At 65.2% G+C, this 17,179-nt stretch carries 15 protein-coding genes and 1 tRNA gene; 8 read left to right on the top strand and 8 right to left on the bottom strand.

Annotated elements, in window-relative coordinates; genetic code table 11:
* Positions 1–90, bottom strand: a tRNA-Ser gene (locus SPHME3_RS0112490).
* Positions 91–229: 139 nt separating this feature from the next.
* Here SPHME3_RS0112490 and SPHME3_RS0112485 point away from each other — a divergent pair.
* From SPHME3_RS0112485 to mazG, 8 genes are all read left to right on the top strand, one after another.
* Positions 230–1,231 (top strand): lytic murein transglycosylase, encoded by a 1,002-nt coding sequence (locus tag SPHME3_RS0112485; RefSeq protein ID WP_231292081.1) that lies wholly within the window; start codon positions 230–232, stop codon positions 1,229–1,231.
* 72 nt (positions 1,232–1,303) lie between these two features.
* The gene (locus SPHME3_RS0112480; protein WP_017978821.1) at positions 1,304–2,470 is read left to right on the top strand and encodes a D-alanyl-D-alanine carboxypeptidase family protein; all 1,167 of its coding nucleotides are present in this window, start codon (positions 1,304–1,306) and stop codon (positions 2,468–2,470) included.
* Between the two features lie 13 nt (positions 2,471–2,483).
* Positions 2,484–3,458, top strand: a complete 975-nt coding sequence (locus SPHME3_RS0112475; protein ID WP_017978822.1) for a DNA polymerase III subunit delta' — start codon at positions 2,484–2,486, stop codon at positions 3,456–3,458.
* 43 nt (positions 3,459–3,501) lie between these two features.
* Positions 3,502–5,055: a methionine--tRNA ligase gene (gene metG, locus SPHME3_RS0112470; RefSeq protein ID WP_017978823.1), complete on the top strand. Its 1,554-nt coding sequence runs from the start codon at positions 3,502–3,504 to the stop codon at positions 5,053–5,055.
* On the top strand, positions 5,055–5,831 hold the full coding sequence (locus SPHME3_RS0112465) for a TatD family hydrolase (RefSeq protein WP_017978824.1): 777 nt from the start codon (positions 5,055–5,057) through the stop codon (positions 5,829–5,831). The genes metG and SPHME3_RS0112465 overlap by 1 nt, the downstream gene beginning before the upstream one ends.
* Entirely contained in the window at positions 5,828–6,592 is a 765-nt protein-coding gene (locus SPHME3_RS0112460) for an MBL fold metallo-hydrolase (RefSeq protein ID WP_024310543.1), read from the top strand. Before SPHME3_RS0112465 ends, SPHME3_RS0112460 begins: the two co-directional genes overlap by 4 nt.
* Positions 6,589–7,206, top strand: coding sequence for a retropepsin-like aspartic protease family protein (locus tag SPHME3_RS0112455; RefSeq protein ID WP_018250750.1), 618 nt, complete (start codon positions 6,589–6,591; stop codon positions 7,204–7,206). Before SPHME3_RS0112460 ends, SPHME3_RS0112455 begins: the two co-directional genes overlap by 4 nt.
* A gap of 33 nt (positions 7,207–7,239) precedes the next feature.
* On the top strand, positions 7,240–7,974 hold the full coding sequence (gene mazG / locus SPHME3_RS0112450) for a nucleoside triphosphate pyrophosphohydrolase (RefSeq protein ID WP_017978828.1): 735 nt from the start codon (positions 7,240–7,242) through the stop codon (positions 7,972–7,974).
* 9 nt (positions 7,975–7,983) lie between these two features.
* On the opposite strand, the gene hflX is transcribed toward mazG, so the two are convergent.
* The 7 genes from hflX to dusB form a co-directional block, all read right to left on the bottom strand.
* Positions 7,984–9,276, bottom strand: coding sequence for a GTPase HflX (gene hflX / locus SPHME3_RS0112445; protein WP_017978829.1), 1,293 nt, complete (start codon positions 9,274–9,276; stop codon positions 7,984–7,986).
* Between the two features lie 3 nt (positions 9,277–9,279).
* Positions 9,280–9,765, bottom strand: a complete 486-nt coding sequence (gene hfq, locus SPHME3_RS0112440) for an RNA chaperone Hfq (RefSeq protein ID WP_017978830.1) — start codon at positions 9,763–9,765, stop codon at positions 9,280–9,282.
* 128 nt (positions 9,766–9,893) lie between these two features.
* Complete coding sequence (ntrX, locus tag SPHME3_RS0112435) at positions 9,894–11,270, bottom strand: nitrogen assimilation response regulator NtrX (RefSeq protein ID WP_017978831.1); 1,377 nt, start codon at positions 11,268–11,270, stop codon at positions 9,894–9,896.
* Between the two features lie 5 nt (positions 11,271–11,275).
* Entirely contained in the window at positions 11,276–13,513 is a 2,238-nt protein-coding gene (locus SPHME3_RS0112430; protein WP_017978832.1) for a sensor histidine kinase, read from the bottom strand.
* Between the two features lie 105 nt (positions 13,514–13,618).
* The gene (ntrC, locus tag SPHME3_RS0112425) at positions 13,619–15,034 is read right to left on the bottom strand and encodes a nitrogen regulation protein NR(I) (RefSeq protein WP_017978833.1); all 1,416 of its coding nucleotides are present in this window, start codon (positions 15,032–15,034) and stop codon (positions 13,619–13,621) included.
* A complete protein-coding gene (locus SPHME3_RS0112420; RefSeq protein WP_017978834.1) occupies positions 15,031–16,074 on the bottom strand; it encodes a two-component system sensor histidine kinase NtrB in 1,044 nt (347 codons plus the stop codon). The genes ntrC and SPHME3_RS0112420 overlap by 4 nt, the downstream gene beginning before the upstream one ends.
* Positions 16,075–16,081: 7 nt before the next feature.
* Entirely contained in the window at positions 16,082–17,098 is a 1,017-nt protein-coding gene (gene dusB / locus SPHME3_RS0112415) for a tRNA dihydrouridine synthase DusB (RefSeq protein ID WP_017978835.1), read from the bottom strand.
* Positions 17,099–17,179 lie beyond the last annotated feature (81 nt).

Genomic DNA, 17,179 nt, shown 5'->3' with positions numbered 1-17,179 from the left:
TGGCGGAGGGAGTGGGATTCGAACCCACGGTAGGCTTCCACCTACGGCGGTTTTCAAGACCGCTGCCTTAAACCACTCGGCCATCCCTCCGCGTGGAGCGCCCGAATACGCGCACCGCGCTTGTCCGTGCAAGCCCCGCGACGATAGGAGGTTCACGCGGGATGCCGGCTGTGGCACCTGCGAGGGCATGTGGGGGCATCCGATGACGCGCGGGCTGAAGGCCGGTTTGATGGCGACGATCCTGGCGATGGCTTCGGCCGGACCAGTCGCGGCGCAGGACGAGCAGGGCTTCCAGTCCTATCTCGGCACGCTGCGCGCGCAGGCGCTGGCCGAGGGTGTTACGCGTCGCACGGTCGATGAGGTGTTTCCGACGCTGACGCTCAGCGAGCGGACGATCGAGCTCGACCGCGCGCAGCCGGGCAATCCGGGTCGCACCGCGACGCCGCCGTTCGCGCCCTATCGGATCAGCCACGTCGATGCCGCGCGGATCGGCCGTGGGCGAAGCACCTATCAGGCGCAGCGGGCGCGCCTCGCCCGTGTCGAGCGGGAGACGGGCGTCCCCGAATCGATCATGGTCGCAATCTGGGGGCATGAAACGAATTACGGGGCCTATACGGGCAATTTCGATCTGCTTCGCAGCCTTGCGACGCTCGCCTATGAGGGCCGTCGGCGCGAGCTGTTCGCCAGCGAGTTCATCGCCGGCCTCAAGATCCTCGATCGCGGTATCCCGCGCGAGCGGCTGAAGGGCAGTTGGGCAGGCGCCACCGGTAATCCGCAATTCCTGCCCTCTGTTTACCTGCGCCTCGCCCGCGACGGCGATGGCGACGGGCGCGCGGATATCTGGACCAGCCCGGCGGATACGCTCGCCTCGATCGGCAATTATTTCGAGAATGCCGGCTGGCGGCCGGGTCAGCCGTGGGGGATCGCGGTGCGCGTCCCCGCCAGCTTCGACCGCGCCGCCCTGACGACGCGCATGGTGTCACCACGTTGTCCGCGCGTGTTCGAGCGGCACAGCCAGTGGCGGACGATGGCCGAATGGCGTGCGCTGGGCCTCGTGCCGCAGGGCAGGGGCTGGCCCGCCGACAGCGTGCAGGCGACGCTGATCGAGCCGGATGGCCCCAATGCCACCGCCTATCTGCTCACCAGCAATTACCGTGTGATCCTCGATTACAATTGCTCGAACTTCTACGCGCTGTCCGTCGGCCTGCTCGCCGACGCTGTTGAGGGCTGACGCGGCGCAGTTGCGGCGCTATGCCTGACCCATTCCACCCCTATTACCCTGCCGAAAGCCGAACCCGACGTCATGAAACCGCTGATCGCCGCTCCCTTCGCCATCGTCGCGCTCGCCATGCCCTCCGTCGCCGCGGCGCCGCAGTTCCAGGGCATCGCGCCGATCGCCTTCATGCAGGATCTGTCGTCGGGCGCGGTCCTGTATCAGCGTGACGCCGACCGCCGCATGCCGCCCGCATCGATGGCGAAGATGATGACGGTCTACGTGGCCTTCGACATGATCAAGAAGGGCGAGCTGAAGCTCGACCAGATGATCACCGTTCGCCCCGAGACCTGGGCCAAGTGGCATGGGCCGCAGGCGGGATCGACCATGTTCCTCTCGCCCAACGAAAACGTCAGCGTCGAGAACCTGCTGAAGGGCATCGTGACGCTGTCGGGCAACGACGCCTGCGTCGTGCTGGCCGAGGGTATTTCGGGCACCGAGCAAACCTTTACGGACCGGATGAATGCGCAGGCGAAGCGCCTTGGCCTCACCAACAGCCACTTCGGCACCGCCAACGGCTGGCCGGACAATGGCGTCACCTATGTGACCGCGCGCGACCTGGCGCATCTGGCCACCGCGACGATCCAGGATTTCCCGGATCTTTATAAGCGCTTCTACTCGCTGCCAAACTTCACCTGGGGCAAGACGCTGGGGGCAGGGGCCGACATTACGCAGGCGAATCGCGATCCATTGCTCGGCCGCGTCGCCGGCGCCGATGGCCTGAAGACCGGCCATACCGAAGAGGCCGGTTACGGCTTCACCGGCTCTGCTGAGCAGAACGGCCGGCGTCTGGTAATGGTCGTTGCGGGGCTGACGTCGTCCAAGGATCGCGCTGAGGAATCGGTGCGCTTCATGGAATGGGGCTTTCGCGCATGGCAGGCGAAACCCGTCGTCGCGGCGGGCAAGCAGGTGTCGACGGCGGAAGTGCAGATGGGCAGTTCCAGCAACGTCGGTCTCGTCGCGCCGCGCCAGCTGACCGTCACGCTGCCCGCGGGCGCCGTGCCGCAGATGAGCGCCAAGGTCGTCTACGAAGGTCCAATCAAGGCGCCGATCACCAAGGGCCAGCATATCGCCGACCTAGTCGTGACGTCGCCCGATTTGCCCGAACAGCGCCTGCCGCTGGTCGCGGACAAGGACGTCGGTCAGGCGGGCTTCTTCGGTCGCGCCTGGGCAGGGCTGACCTCGTTCTTCGGTTGATCGCGCAACCGCGATGACCGCGTTGTTCGGTAATGCCGAGGCGCAGGGGGCCTTCGCGGCCGCCCTGCGCAGCGGTGTGTTGCATCACGCCTGGTTGCTGGTCGGGCCGCAAGGCGTGGGCAAGGCACGCTTCGCCGAATTGGCGGCGTTGCGCATGCTGGCCGAGGCGAGTGCGAGCGGGGTAACCGCGCCGGGACTGACGGTGCCCGCCGATCATCCCACGCGCGCTCTGGTGGAGGCGGGGTCGCATCCCGACCTGCGTATCCTGCGCCGTCTGCCAAAGGATGCCGACAAGCCCGATCAGGATATCGCGCGGTCGATCAGCATCGCGCAGGTGCGCAGCCTGCAACCGATGTTTGCGACGACGCCGTCGATGGGCGCACGCCGCGTCGTCATTATCGACGCGGCCGATGATCTCGAGCGCAACGGCGCCAATGCGCTGCTCAAGAACCTGGAGGAACCGCCGGTGGGAACGGTGTTTCTGCTGGTGAGCCATGCCCCCGGACGATTGCTCCCCACCATTCGATCGCGATGCCGGGTCCTGCGCTTTGGCGCGCTCGACGAAGCCGACATGCGCCGTGCGTTGCACGACGCGTTGCCCGATGCCGATAGCGACGAGATCGGGATGTTGATCGCGGCGGGGGAGGGCTCGCCGGGGCGGGCGATCCGTTATGCGGGGCTGGACGTTGCCGGCCTCGACACCGCGATCGCCGCGATCGCCACCGACGGCGATCCGATGAACACACGCCGGGCGGCGCTTGCCAAGGCTTTGGCAGGGAAGGGGAATGCCGCGCGCTACGAAGTGTTCCTCGATCGGGTTCCGGCAATTATCGCGCGCGAAGCCCGTGGACGGGCGGGAGCGCGGCTGAAAACCGCGCTCGACGCTCAGGCTGCTGCGCGCGACCTCGCCGGGGCGGCGATGGGCCTGTCGCTCGATGCACAGGCGACGGTGTTCGAGATGGCGGCGATCGTCGCGCGGCTGCGCTGACGCCGCTTCACCTCGCCGGATCGATCGACTAGGGAAGCGCGCTATGGCCGATCCCTATTACATCACCACCGCAATCCATTACCCTAACGGCCGTCCGCACATCGGCCATGCCTATGAAATGATCGCCGCGGATGCGATCGCACGCTTTCAGCGGCAGGCGGGGCGCGACGTGCGCTTCCAGACCGGGACCGACGAACATGGGCTGAAGATGGCACAGACCGCGCGCACCCGCGGCATCGACGTGCGCGCCTTCGCCGACGAGATGTCGTCGTATTTCAGCGCGATGGCGGACACGCTCAACATCTCGTACGACCGCTTCATCCGCACCGTTGAACCCGATCACTATGCGGCCAGCCAGGCGATCTGGCAGGCGATGCGCGATGCCGGCGACCTGTACCTCGATCGGTATGAGGGCTGGTATTCGGTGCGCGACGAGGCCTTCTACGACGAGAAGGAACTGGTGGAGGGGGAAGGGGGCGCCAAGCTGTCCCCCCAGGGTACGCCCGTGGAGTGGACCGCCGAAGAAACGTGGTTCTTCCGCCTGTCGAAATATCAGCAACCGCTGCTCGACCTGTACGCCGCCAACCCCGATTTCATCCGGCCTGAGGCGCGCCGTAACGAGGTGATGCGCTTCGTCGAAGGCGGTCTATCGGACTTGTCGGTGTCGCGGACGAGCTTCGACTGGGGGGTGCCGGTGCCCGACAGCCCCGGACACGTCATGTATGTGTGGGTCGATGCGCTGACCAATTATTTGACCGGTGCCGGTTATCCCAACGATGCCGAGACGATGGCACGCTTCTGGCCCGCCGATTTGCATCTGATCGGCAAGGACATCACGCGCTTTCATACCGTCTACTGGCCGGCGTTCCTGATGTCGGCGAACCTGCCGCTCCCGAAGCAGGTGTTCGCGCACGGCTTCGTGCTTCACCGGGGCGAGAAGATGTCGAAGTCGGTCGGCAATGTCGTCAGCCCCGACGAACTGACCGATGCGTTCGGGGTCGATGCGGTCCGCTATTTCCTGCTGCGCGAGGTCAGCTTCGGACAGGACGGCAGCTATTCGGCCGAGGCGATCGTGACGCGCGTCAATGCGGAACTTGCCAACAGCTTCGGCAATTTGGCGCAGCGCACGCTGTCGTTCATCGCCAAGAATCTGGATGGTGCGCTGCCGGAGGCCGGGCGCAGCGATCCGGCGGACGCAATGCTGATCGAGGAGATGGTCATCGCCTGCGCCGGATTGCGGACGGCATTCGACGATCTGATGCTGAGCCAAGGCATCGAGGCATGGATGCGTGGGGTTTTCGCGTGCAATCAGTATATTGATGCTCAAGCCCCCTGGGCGTTGCGCAAAACCGATCCCGATCGGATGCATGCGGTGCTCGGGACGCTGGTGCGGGCGATCCGGATGCTGGCGATTGCGATCCTGCCCGTCGTGCCGCAATCGGCTGGCAAGGTGCTGGATCAGCTCGGCGCAGACGAGCGAGACCATGCCGCGATCGACGACGATGGCTGGTATGGCCGCCAGCAGGCCGCGGGCTTTACGATCGCACCGCCGTCGCCGGTCTTCCCACGGCTCGAACTGCCTGCCGCCGCGGCATGATGTTCGCCGACAGCCACTGCCACCTCAATTATAAAGGGGTGTTCGAGCAACAGGGTGACGTGCTCGCCCGTGCCCGATCGCGTGGGGTGGGGGCGATGCTCAACATCTCGACGCGCGAAAGCGAATGGGACGCGGTGGTCGCCACGGCAGAGCGTGAACCCGACGTCTGGGCTTCGATCGGTATCCATCCGCACGAGGCTGATCAGCATCCCGACGTCGACATGGCGCGCCTCGTCGACCGAGCAGCGCATCCGCGCATCGTGGGCATCGGTGAATCCGGCCTAGATTATTATTACGATCATTCCGATCGTGCCCGCCAGCAGGCAAGCTTCCGGAGTCATATCGGAGCGTGTCGCGAAACGGGGCTTCCCCTGATCGTGCACACCCGCGATGCGGAAGAGGACACGTTGGCGATCCTGCGCGATGAGATGAAGCAGGGGGCCTATACGGGCGTCATCCACTGTTTCACCGCGAGCGGCGCCTTTGCCGACGCGGCGCTGGAGCTCGGGTTCTACATCTCGATCTCGGGGATCGTAACGTTCAAGAATGCGCGCGACCTGCAGGAGACGGCGGCCCGCCTGCCGATCGAACGGCTACTGATCGAAACCGACGCTCCATTTCTGGCGCCGGTGCCGCATCGCGGCAAACAGGGCGAGCCTTCTTTCGTCGCGGACACCGCGACCTTCCTTGCCCAGCTGCGCGGCGAAGCGATCGAAGAGTTGGCGGCACGAACCGCGGATAACTTCTTCAGTTTGTTCAACAAGGCGCGCGCGTGAAGGTTCGCATTCTCGGATCGGGCACGTCATCGGGCGTGCCGCGGATCGGGAACGACTGGGGCGCTTGCGACCCCAATGAACCACGTAACCGGCGTACGCGCGTATCGTTGCTCGTCGAGCATGACGACACGCGTATCCTGGTCGACACAGGCCCCGATATGCGGGAGCAATTGCTTGCAGCCGATGTGTCGACGGTCGACGCGATCCTGTGGACGCATGACCATGCAGACCATTGTCATGGCATCGACGACGTTCGCCAGATTTTTCACGCCATGCGTCGGCCAGTCCCGGGCTACGCGCGGACAGGCACGCTCACCGCGCTCCGCCATCGGTTCGCCTATGTCTTCGCCGGCCGGCAGGGCTATCCGCCGACGGTGGAGAGCGCGGTGTTGCCGGACAGGCTGACGATCGGTGCGATCACGATCGATGTCGTCGATCAGCCCCACGGTCATATCACCTCGGCCGGCCTGCGCTTTTCCGCGGGTGGCGCGGTGGTAGGATATGCCACCGACTTTCACGAACTGACCCCGGCGATGCGCGCGCTCTACACGGGGCTCGACGTCTGGATCGTCGATGCGCTCCGCTATGCACCGCATCCGACCCATCCGCACGTGCCGGAGGTGCTCGACTGGATCGCGGAGCTTCGGCCGAAACGGTCAGCCTTTATACATATGGATCAGAGCATGGATTACGCCACGCTGGTCCGCGATCTGCCGCTCGGCGTCGAACCCGGCTACGATGGATTAGAATTCGTCCTATGAACCTCGACTCGGGCGGCCAGGCGGTCATCTATCTGCTGCTGCTCATCCTGCCGATCTCGGCGCTGATCGCCCGGCGGGTGCCGGTATTGCGGGTCGTTTTGTCGCTGGTCAGTTGGGCGGTAATCGCGGGGTTGCTGCTGGTGGTGATCACCGAGCGCGAACGGTTCGACCCATATCTGCAATATGTTACGCGACTGCTGAAACTAGACGACCAGAATGTCGTCGGCGAAGAAACCCGCATCAGAATGTCTGCCGACGGGCATTTCTGGGCGAAAGTGACGATCGATGGCGTGAACCGGCGCATGCTCGTCGATAGCGGCGCGACCCTGACGGCATTGTCTACGGACACCGCGGCCGCCGCGTCGCTGGACGTGAGAGACAGCCTGATCCCGATCGTGCTCAATACGGCGAACGGGCGCATCCAGGCGCGGAGCGCGACGGTGCGAGACCTGAAACTCGGCGATATCGTCGCGCGCGATCTGCCCGTGGTCGTATCTCCGGCGTTCGGCGACACCGACGTCCTCGGCATGAACTTCCTGTCGAAACTGAAATCGTGGCGGGTGGAGGGCAACACGCTAATCCTCGTACCACACCATCATCAAGAATTTACATAATGTATATTATCAATCTTACCGTGGACGTGCGATATGGCGGTTGAGCGGCTGTTGGCGATCATGGCGCGCCTGCGCGATCCGCAGCGCGGTTGCGAATGGGACGTGGCCCAGACCTGGGCGACGATCGCGCCCTATACGATCGAAGAAGCCTATGAGGTTGCCGATGCGATCGCGCGGAATGATGCGGACGATCTGAAGGACGAACTGGGCGATCTGTTGCTGCAAGTCGTGTTCCACGCGCGGATCGCGGAGGAAGCCGGTGTCTTCGCCTTTCCCGATGTCGTCGCCGCCATCAGCGACAAAATGGAGCGCCGCCATCCGCACATCTTCGGCGATGCGTCGCATAGCCCCGGTTGGGAGGAATTGAAGGCCGCCGAACGGCGCGATGCGACGCAGGACGATAGCGCGCTTGCCGGCGTCGCAGCGGGCCTGCCCGCTCTGATGCGCGCGGTAAAGCTGCAAAAGCGCGCCGCCCGAACCGGGTTCGATTGGCCCGACCAGACCGGCGCCATCGCCAAGATCATGGAGGAAATTGAGGAAGTTAAGACGGCTTCCGAAGATCAGCGCGAGGATGAGATCGGCGATCTTCTGTTCGCCGTCGTCAATTGGGCACGGCATTTGGGCGTCGATCCCGAAGCTGCCTTGCGATCGGGCAACGCCAAGTTCGAGCGTCGCTTCCGCGCCATGGAAGCCCTAGGCGGCGAGGCGTTCGCCGCACTGAGCCTTGATGACAAGGAAGCGCTCTGGCAGCAGGTCAAGCGCGGCTGAGCCCGTTCATCAACGCTGGAGAAAGCGTTCGTAGTCCCGCTCGGCGAGCCGAACCTCGTAGCGGGTCGACAGCCCCTCGCCCTCTTCTTCCTGCCCCAGGACTTCGCCATGCGCGTGCAGCCATGCGGCGCCCGCACCGTCTCCAGCCGGAAGCGTGATCCAATAACGGCGGTGGCCGGCGGTCAGCTTCGCCGCGACCTGCGCGATGAGCTGATCCACCCCTTCCCCATCCAATGCGGACAGCGCGACAACATCGTCGCGGCGCGCCGCTTCCACCAGCACGTCCTCATGCTGGTCTGCGTCGAGCAGATCGAGCTTGTTCCACGCCTCGAACCGCGGCGTTGTTTCGGACACACCGAGGTCGGCGAGAACGGCCTCGACGTCGGCGCGCTGCGCCTCGGTGTCCGGATGGGCGATGTCACGAACGTGGATCAGCAGATCGGCCGATACCACCTCTTCCAACGTCGCCTTGAACGCCGCGACCAACTGCGTCGGCAGGTCGGAAACAAAGCCGACAGTGTCGGACAGGATCGCCTTGTCGATGCCGGGTAGCGAGATCTGCCGGAGCGTCGGGTCGAGCGTCGCGAATAGCAGGTTTTCCGCCATCACATGCGCGCCAGTCAGCCGGTTGAACAGCGTCGACTTGCCGGCATTGGTATAGCCGACCAGTGCGATCACCGGCCACGGCGCGCGCTGGCGCCGTTCGCGGTGTAGCCCCCGGGTGCGGCTGACCTGTTCGAGTTCGCGCCGCAGTCGCGCCATGCGATCGCGGATCAGCCGGCGGTCGGCCTCGATCTGCGTTTCGCCGGGACCGCCAAGGAAGCCGAAGCCGCCGCGCTGCCGCTCGAGGTGGGTCCAGCTCCGCACCAACCGGCCGGCCTGATAATCGAGGTGGGCGAGCTCGACCTGCAACCGCCCTTCGGCCGTGGCGGCGCGTTCGCCGAAGATTTCGAGGATCAGGCCGGTGCGGTCGATCACCTTGGCCTCCAGCGCGGTTTCCAGATTGCGCTGCTGCACCGGCGTCAGGCTGGCGTCGAACACGACGAGATCGGCTTCGTCCTGCCGGACCTGCACGGCCAGCTGCTCAACCTGCCCGCTGCCGATAAGCGTCGCGGGCTTGGGCTGGCGGACGCGCACCGCCACCTTGTCGGTGACGACGAGGCCGATCGCGGCGGCGAGACCGGCGGTCTCCTCCAGCCGCGCCTCGGCGTCGCGATGCGCGTCGCCCTGATCGGGCAGGACGATCAGCGCGCGACCGCCACGGGCGAACTCGTCGCGGTCACGGTTAAAGCCAGTGCTCATCGCTTATTCGTCCGTCTCGCCCTCATCGGCGAGGTTCAGCGCACGCGACGGCTGGATGGTCGATACCGCGTGCTTGTAGACGAGCTGCGCCATGCCTTCCCGCTGGAGCAGCATGCAGAACAGGTCGAACCCGGCGATCTGGCCCTGCAGCATCACGCCGTTGATCAGGAACATCGTGACCGAATCTTCGGATTTGCGCACCGCGTTCAGGAAAATTTCCTGCAACAGCGGTTGCTTGCGCTGCGCTTCTCCCACGGATTCGATAATCCCGGCCAGGTCCATCGGGCCGGACGGCATGATCGTGGAGATGGCGTGCTTGTAGATCAGCTGCGACTGGCCGTCGCGGCGGAGCAGCACGGAGAAATTGTCGAACCAGGTAACGATACCCTGGAGTTTGACGCCCTTCACCAGGAACATGGTGACCGGGGTCTTGGAGCGGCGCAGCGAATTCAGGAAGAGGTCCTGCAGCGAGCCTTGCTTTTCGGCCATGAGTTGAGCCTTTTTCCGTTATTGGCGGGACGTTCGCCCGCTATCGCGCCGTTTCCCGGCGTCGGGATCGCCGCCCATGATAGGCAGCGACCCCGTATCTATGAACGAAGGCCCGTGCCGTAAAGGCGTCAATCCTCGCGCACGTCGGTAATGCCGAGCAGCTTGAGCTTACGGTGCAGCGCCGATCGCTCCATGCCGATGAAGCTGGCGGTACGGCTGATGTTGCCCGAGAAGCGACGGATCTGGACGCGCAGATATTCGCGCTCGAACGTCTCGCGGGCTTCGCGTAACGGCGCACCCATGATCGCGCCGCCACCTCCGCCGGCCAGATCGCCCTGATCGCCGAGAACCTCGGCGGGCAGGAGATCGAGGTCGATACGGCCGATGCGATCGCCCGGCGCGAGGATGATCGTGCGCTCCACGACGTTGCGCAGCTGGCGGACGTTGCCGGGCCAATCATAGCTTTGCAGCGCGACCATCGCATCGGGTGCGATCTCCGGGGTCGGTACGCGGCGTTCGGAGGCGTAATGCGCCATGAAATGCTCGACCAGCGACGGAATGTCCTCGCGGCGCTCGGCCAAGGCCGGCAGCATTACCGGCACGACGTTGAGGCGGTAATAGAGATCTTCGCGGAACCGCCCCTCGGCAATCTCCTGCGTCAGGTCGCGCGAGGTGGCGGACACGACGCGGACGTCGACCTTGACCGTTCGGGTGCCACCGATGCGGCTGAAGCTCTGATCGGTCAGCACGCGCAGGATACGCGCCTGCGTCGCGATCGGCATGTCGGCGATTTCGTCGAGGAACAACGTGCCGCCATGCGCCTGTTCGAGCAGGCCCGGCCGGACGAGGTCACCCCCCTCCTCCACGCCGAACAGCTCCTCCTCGACGCGCTCCGGCGTCATCCGCGCGGCGCTGACGATGACGAAGGGCGCTTCGGCGCGATTGCTCCAGCCATGCAGCAGGCGGGCGGCGACCTCCTTGCCGACGCCGGCCGGCCCCATGATGAGCACGCGGCTGCCGGTCGCGGCGACGCGCTTCAGCGTGGCGCGGACGCCGTTGATCGCGCCCGAGCGGCCGGTGAGGTCCGTCTCGCGACCGGCCGAGACGCGCAGGCTGGCGAGTTCGCGACGCAGACGTTCGGTTTCGGTCGCGCGGGCGACCAGCAGCAGCAGCCGCTCCGCCTCGAACGGCTTTTCGATGAAATCGCTGGCGCCGCGCCGGATCGCGGCGACGGCGGTGTCGAGATTGCCATGGCCGGAAATGACCAGCACGGGGATCGAGGGATCGCGCCGCTTGATCTCGTCGAGCAGTTCGAGACCGTCGAGGCGAGAGCCCTGCAGCCAGACGTCGAGCAGCACGAGCGACGGGCGTCGAGTGGCGATCGCCTCCAGCGCGGCGTCGCTGTCTGCGGCCGAGCGCGTGTCATAGCCTTCGTCCTCCAGAACGCCGGCGACCAGTTCGCGGATATCGTGTTCGTCGTCGACGACGAGGATGTCGAGCGCCATAATCTCTAATTCCGATTGCGTGTGAGTGCAGCAAGCTGGCCGGCACCGTCATGTTCGGTCACCGGTTCGGGTGGGGCTGCCCCCTGATCGAGCGCCGCGAGGGCCGCGGCATCGAATGTCATGCGCACCACGGTGCCGCCGCCATCGCGATCGGCAAAGGCCATGGTGCCGAAATGGTCCTCGACGATCTTCTTGACGATCGCGAGGCCCAGGCCCGTGCCGCGGGCGCGGGTCGTCATATAGGGTTCGACGATCCGATCGCGATCCGGCGGCAGGCCGACGCCCGTATCCGCGACCTCGACGACGATCGTCGTACCATCGTCATGTATGCCCATGGTGACAGCCCCGCCGCCATCCCCCTTGCTCTCAATCGCCTCGACAGCGTTCTTGACGATGTTGGTGAAGGCGCGACCAAGCTGGTGCCGGTCGCAGACGAGCTGCGGGGCGGGAAAATCGTGGTCGAGCGCGAAGCGGATCGCGGGATGGGCGACCTCGTGCAGGAACAGCGCCTGGCGAGCGATGTCGACGAGCGATTCCTCGCGGAACACCGGCTTCGGCATGCGCGCGAAGGACGAAAATTCGTCGACCATCCGCCTGAGGTCACCAACCTGCCGGACGATCGTTTCGGTCAACCGCGCGAAGGTGGTATCCGCGGAATCGATCTTGTTGCCGTAGCGGCGTTGCAAACGCTCGGCGGCGAGCTGGATCGGAGTCAGCGGGTTCTTGATCTCATGCGCGATGCGCCGCGCCACGTCCGACCACGCCGCGCGGCGCTGATCGAGCAACTGCTGCGTGATATCGTCGAAGGTCAGGATCGGCCCCGCGTCGGTCCGCGCGATCCGGACGGCGAGCGTCCGCGTCTCGCCGCCACGCACGACCTGGACGATCGCCTCGCGCTGGCCACTCGCCACCAGATCGGCGAGTTCGGGCGCGATGAGGGCCAGCGGCTGCCCGACGACGCTGTCGATGCCTGTGCCGATCAGTTCGGACGCCGAATTGTTGGCGATCCGGATCATGCCGTCTTCGCCCGAGGCGATCACGCCGGCCGACACGCCGGCCATCACCGCCTCGATCAAGGCGCGGCGGCTGTCGAGCTGATCGTTTGCGGTGACCAGCGCGCGATTTTGTTCCTGTAACCGCCCGGTCATTCGGTTGAACGCATTGGCCAGCGTGCCGACCTCATCCAAGGTGCGGGGATCGGGCACGCGCGTCGACAGATCACCGTCCGCGACGCGCCGCGCCGCGCCCACAAGCTCGCCCAGGGGGCGAACGAGACGGTCGGCAACGGCCAGCGCGATCCACACCGCAAGGGCCACGATCAGCAAGGAAATGCCGAGCAATGCGGAGTTGAACCGCAACTGCAGTGCACGCGACCGTGATTCCATATCTCGGTAGTCGGCCACAAGCTGCTCGCCGCGTTTCCATTGCTCGACCACGCTGGGATCGAAGACCCGTGCCACGTAGAGATAGGCGCCCTTGCCGTATTTGAACGGCATCAACAGTGCGGCGCGATCCTTGGCCTGAATGACCACGCTGGGCGTCCCGGAATCGATCTTCCTAATCATGCCGGGGGTCACGACGCGATCTAACCGGCGTTCGTACGGATTGACGAAGGCAATCGGAACCGGATCGCCTTTAAGAAAAATCGCCGTTTCAGACATGTTTCGCTGTTTAAGCTGAAAGACGAGCCCCCTGGCAAATGTTTCACTATTGATAGGGTAATCGCGCAAATATCCGGCAAGGTCGACGCGCATAGCGCTAGCCTCAGCGCTTATGCGATCGAGTTCTTGATTATAATTTATCTGCAACAGTGCAGTAGAATTCTCCAGCATTCCGCGGGCGCGGTCTGAATACCAGAATTCGACGCCGTATTGGAACAATAGAGAAGCGAAAATATTAACAAGTACGAGCGGGACAGCCGCGACGAGCGAAAACAGCGCAACGAGCTGCACGTGCAATTGCCCGTTGCCGCCAATCTGGGATTGTACGGCGCGCCGTCTGGCGATCCGCCGCCCGATCAGCATCATCAATGTCGTGCCGGACACCAGATTGGCGACGAGCAGCAACGCAACCAGGGGTGGTGAGATTACGCGGGTGTTGGATGCCCCACCCGTCAACACGAAATAGGTCGCGACGGCGATCGCCAACGCAATCGCCAGCACCAGCGCTTCGACCGCGGGCGTAATCCGCCGGCGGCGAACCGGTAACATGTCGTTCAAATCGGGCGTGGGGGCCGCGTGCATTCGTCCCTCCGTACAACGCGGATTGTTGCACGGAAACCACATAATTGTCGGTTGCGGTGGTTTGGGGCCACAGTACGATCAAGTGCAGCGGTCAGCCGCTACGGATCAATCGTCGCCCTTGGCGCTGATCCCCAGCGTATCCAATCGCTTGCGCAGCGTATTGCGGTTGAGACCCAGCGCCCGCGCCGCGCGTAGCTGATTGCCGCCGTGTCGGGCCAGCATCGCTTCGATCAAGGGTCGTTCCACCTCGCCGATGACGCGATCGTACAAGGTGCCATCGTCCAGGGCGCCGGGGCGCTCACGGGCGATCCGTTCGATCAGGTGGCGCACCGCCTCGGCGATCCCCGCGTCGGGCAAATCCATCTGTCCGCCCGGCACACCGATCATGTCGCGGATCGTCGCCGGATCGATCAGCTCATCTCGTGCCAGCACCGCGAGCCGGCGCATCAGGTTTTCGAGCTCGCGGACGTTGCCCGGCCAGTCATAGGCCGCGAGCGCGGCTTCCGCCTCCGGCTGGAGCTGGCGACGCGGCAAACCCTGGGCGGCAGCGCTGTCGAGGAAGTGACGGGCGAGCAAGGGAATGTCCTGCCGCCGGTCGCGCAGCGCGGGCAGCACGATGGGGACGACGTTCAGGCGATAGAACAGGTCCTCTCGGAATTGGCCCGAAGCGACCTGCTGCGTCAGGTCGCGATTGGTGGCAGCCACGACGCGCACGTCGGCCCGCATCGTCCGAGCGCCGCCGACCGTGGTGAACTCGCCCGACTGCAGCACCCGAAGCAAACGCGTCTGTGCGTCCATCGGCATGTCGCCGATCTCGTCGAGGAACAGGGTGCCGCCCGCGGCCTGTTCGAAACGGCCGGCGTTGCGCTGGCCAGCCCCAGTAAAGGCGCCGCGTTCGTGACCGAACAATTCCGCCTCGATCAACTCGCGCGGGATCGCGGCCATGTTGATCGCGACGAATGGCGCGCTCCGACGTCGCCCGAGATCGTGGATCGCACGCGCGACCAGTTCCTTGCCCGTGCCCGATTCGCCCGAGATTAGAACGGTAAGGTCCGTCGAAACCACCCGGGCGATGACCCGGTAGACGTCCTGCATCGCCGGCGAGCGACCGATCAGGGGGAGCGCGGGATCCTCCCCCTCCCCTTGCGGCGGCATTTCCGCGTGGCGGACCAGCGCACCGGCGACGGCGCGGGTGAGATCGTCGAGATCGAAAGGCTTGGGGAGATACTCGTACGCGCCAACCTCGTTCGCGCGCACTGCCGTCGTCAGCGTATTCTGTGCCGACAGGATGATGATCGGTAAATCGGGGTGGCGGGCGTTGACCTCTGCCACATGAACGATGCCGTCGCCGTCGGGCAGCACCACGTCGGTGATCAGCACGTCCGGCAGCCGCTGCGCCAGCGCACGATCGGCCTGCGACAGGGTTTCCGCCGTCTGGACGTCGTGTCCGGCGCGGCGCAACGCCTGCGCAACGACGGTGCGGATCGCAGCGTCGTCGTCGACGACCAGAACGCGGCTCACTGGACGGCCCGTGGCAGCAGGAGGCGCAGGGTCGTCATCTCAGGCAGTCCTTCACGGGCATATTGAACGATCCCGCCCATGTCGCGCATCAGCTTGTCGACCAGCGCGAGGCCAAGCCCCTGCCCCTCCGGCCGACCCGAGATGAACGGATCGAAGAGATATTCGGCAATGTCGGCGGGGGCGCCGGGGCCGTTATCGGTCACGCAGATCTCGATCGGCAAGGGCACGCGCGGGCCGCCCCGCGTCGCCGCTACCGACATGCCGTGGCGATAGGCGGTGGTGATGACGATGCGGGGATCGGCGACGGTCCGCGTCGCCTCCGCGGCGTTCTTGAGCAGGTTGATCAAAATCTGCAGCAAGGCATCGCGATTGATCGCGGCATGCGGCAGCGAGGGATCGAACCGCTCCTCCATCGACACGCCGCGGGCAAAGCCGGCGAGCGCCAGCCGGCGGGCATGGCCGATCAGCGGATAGATATTCTCCGACTGGATCGGCAGCGGGCGCGTGTCGCTGAAATCCTGCATACGATCGATCAGTGCCGCGATCCGGTCGACCTCGGTCACGATCAGCGTGGTCAGTTCACCGGCATCGAGCAATTGCGCAGCACCGCGGATTCCGGACAGCGGGTTCTTGATCTCATGCGCCAGCATCGCCGCGGCGCCACTTGCCGCGCGGGCGCTGGCCCCACGTCCGCCAAGCTGGCCGACGCTGCGCGTACCCGCAACGCTGTGCAGCGTGATGGCGCGCCAGCCGGGATAATCGGCGAGCTGCGCCTCGGAAAAGTCGACACGGATCTTGGGGCCGTGTGGCGTCGCGATCTCCGTGTCGTAGACGGCAAAGCCGTGCCCCGCCTGCCGATCGCCAGCCGGAGGGCGTGGCAGGATCGCCGATAGCGGCTGCCCGCGCATCACCCGTTCGGACAAATTGAGCAGCAGCTCCGCCTGGGCATTCCCGTGCTGAATACGGTCTTCACCATCGATCACGAGCACGGCGACGGGCAGCGCCGCGAACAGCTCGGCAAAGCCCGGACGGTCCGTCACAATCCTGTCAGGCGGCCTGGCGGACGGCCGCAGGGAGCTGATCACGGTATGGCGCGTAGAAATCGGCAAGCATCGCCTTTACCTTCGCGGCGCTCGGCTCCTGGTTCACGGCGTTGCGGAACTCGGCCGATCCGGTGAGCCCCTTGGTGTACCAACCGATGTGCTTGCGCGCCATGTTGACGCCGGTCATCTCGCCATAATGGTCGAGCATGGCATCGTAGTGCTCGACGATGACGCGATATTGTTCGTCGAGCGACGGGTCGGGAAGCCGTTCGCCGGTCGCGAAATAGTGCATCACCTGCCCGAGTATCCACGGCCGCCCATAGGCGCCACGGCCGATCATGACGCCATCGGCGCCGGACTGATCGAGGGCGTCCACCGCATCGTCGATCGTGCAGATGTCACCGTTTGCGATCACCGGCAGGTCGATCGCGTCCTTGACCGAACGGATGAAGCGCCAGTCCGCCGATCCCTTGTACATCTGGTTGCGGGTGCGCCCGTGGACGGTGATGAGCTTCACCCCAAGATCTTGCGCGATCCGCGACAGTTCGGGCGCGTTGAGGCTGTCGTGGCACCAGCCCATACGCATCTTCAGCGTTACTGGAGCCTTGACCGCCTTTACAACGGCGTCGATCAGGGCCGCGGCGAGTTTGAGGTCGCGCATCAGCGCCGAGCCGGCGTCGCCGTTGGTCACCTTGCGGACCGGGCAGCCCATATTGATGTCGATGATCGCCGCACCGCGATCCTCCGCAAGCTTCGCCGCTTCGCCCATCTCGTACGGGGTGCAGCCGACGAGCTGCATCGAGACCGGCTCTTCCGACAGGTGCCACGCGGCCTTCTGAAGCGACTGCCGTGTCTCGCGGATCGCCGCCTGGCTCGCGATCATTTCGGTGACGTTGAGACCGGAGCCATAGCGGCGCACGAGCGTGCGGAACGGCATGTCGGTGACGCCGGTCATGGGCGCCAGCACGACGGGCTGCTCGATCCGTATGGGACCGATCTGAATGGGCGTGAGATGGGCCATAAATCTGCCTGAAAAACAGGCAGCCCTTACCGTCCTATGCCCGCTCTGGCAAGCATTGCGGGTCTGCGCTAGGCGGCGGCG

Origin of the sequence: Sphingomonas melonis DAPP-PG 224 (assembly GCF_000379045.1) — a bacterium.
GTDB lineage: Bacteria > Pseudomonadota > Alphaproteobacteria > Sphingomonadales > Sphingomonadaceae > Sphingomonas > Sphingomonas aquatilis.
The sequence above is the reverse complement of the archived record's forward strand: the minus strand, read 5'-3'. Positions and strand labels throughout refer to the sequence as shown.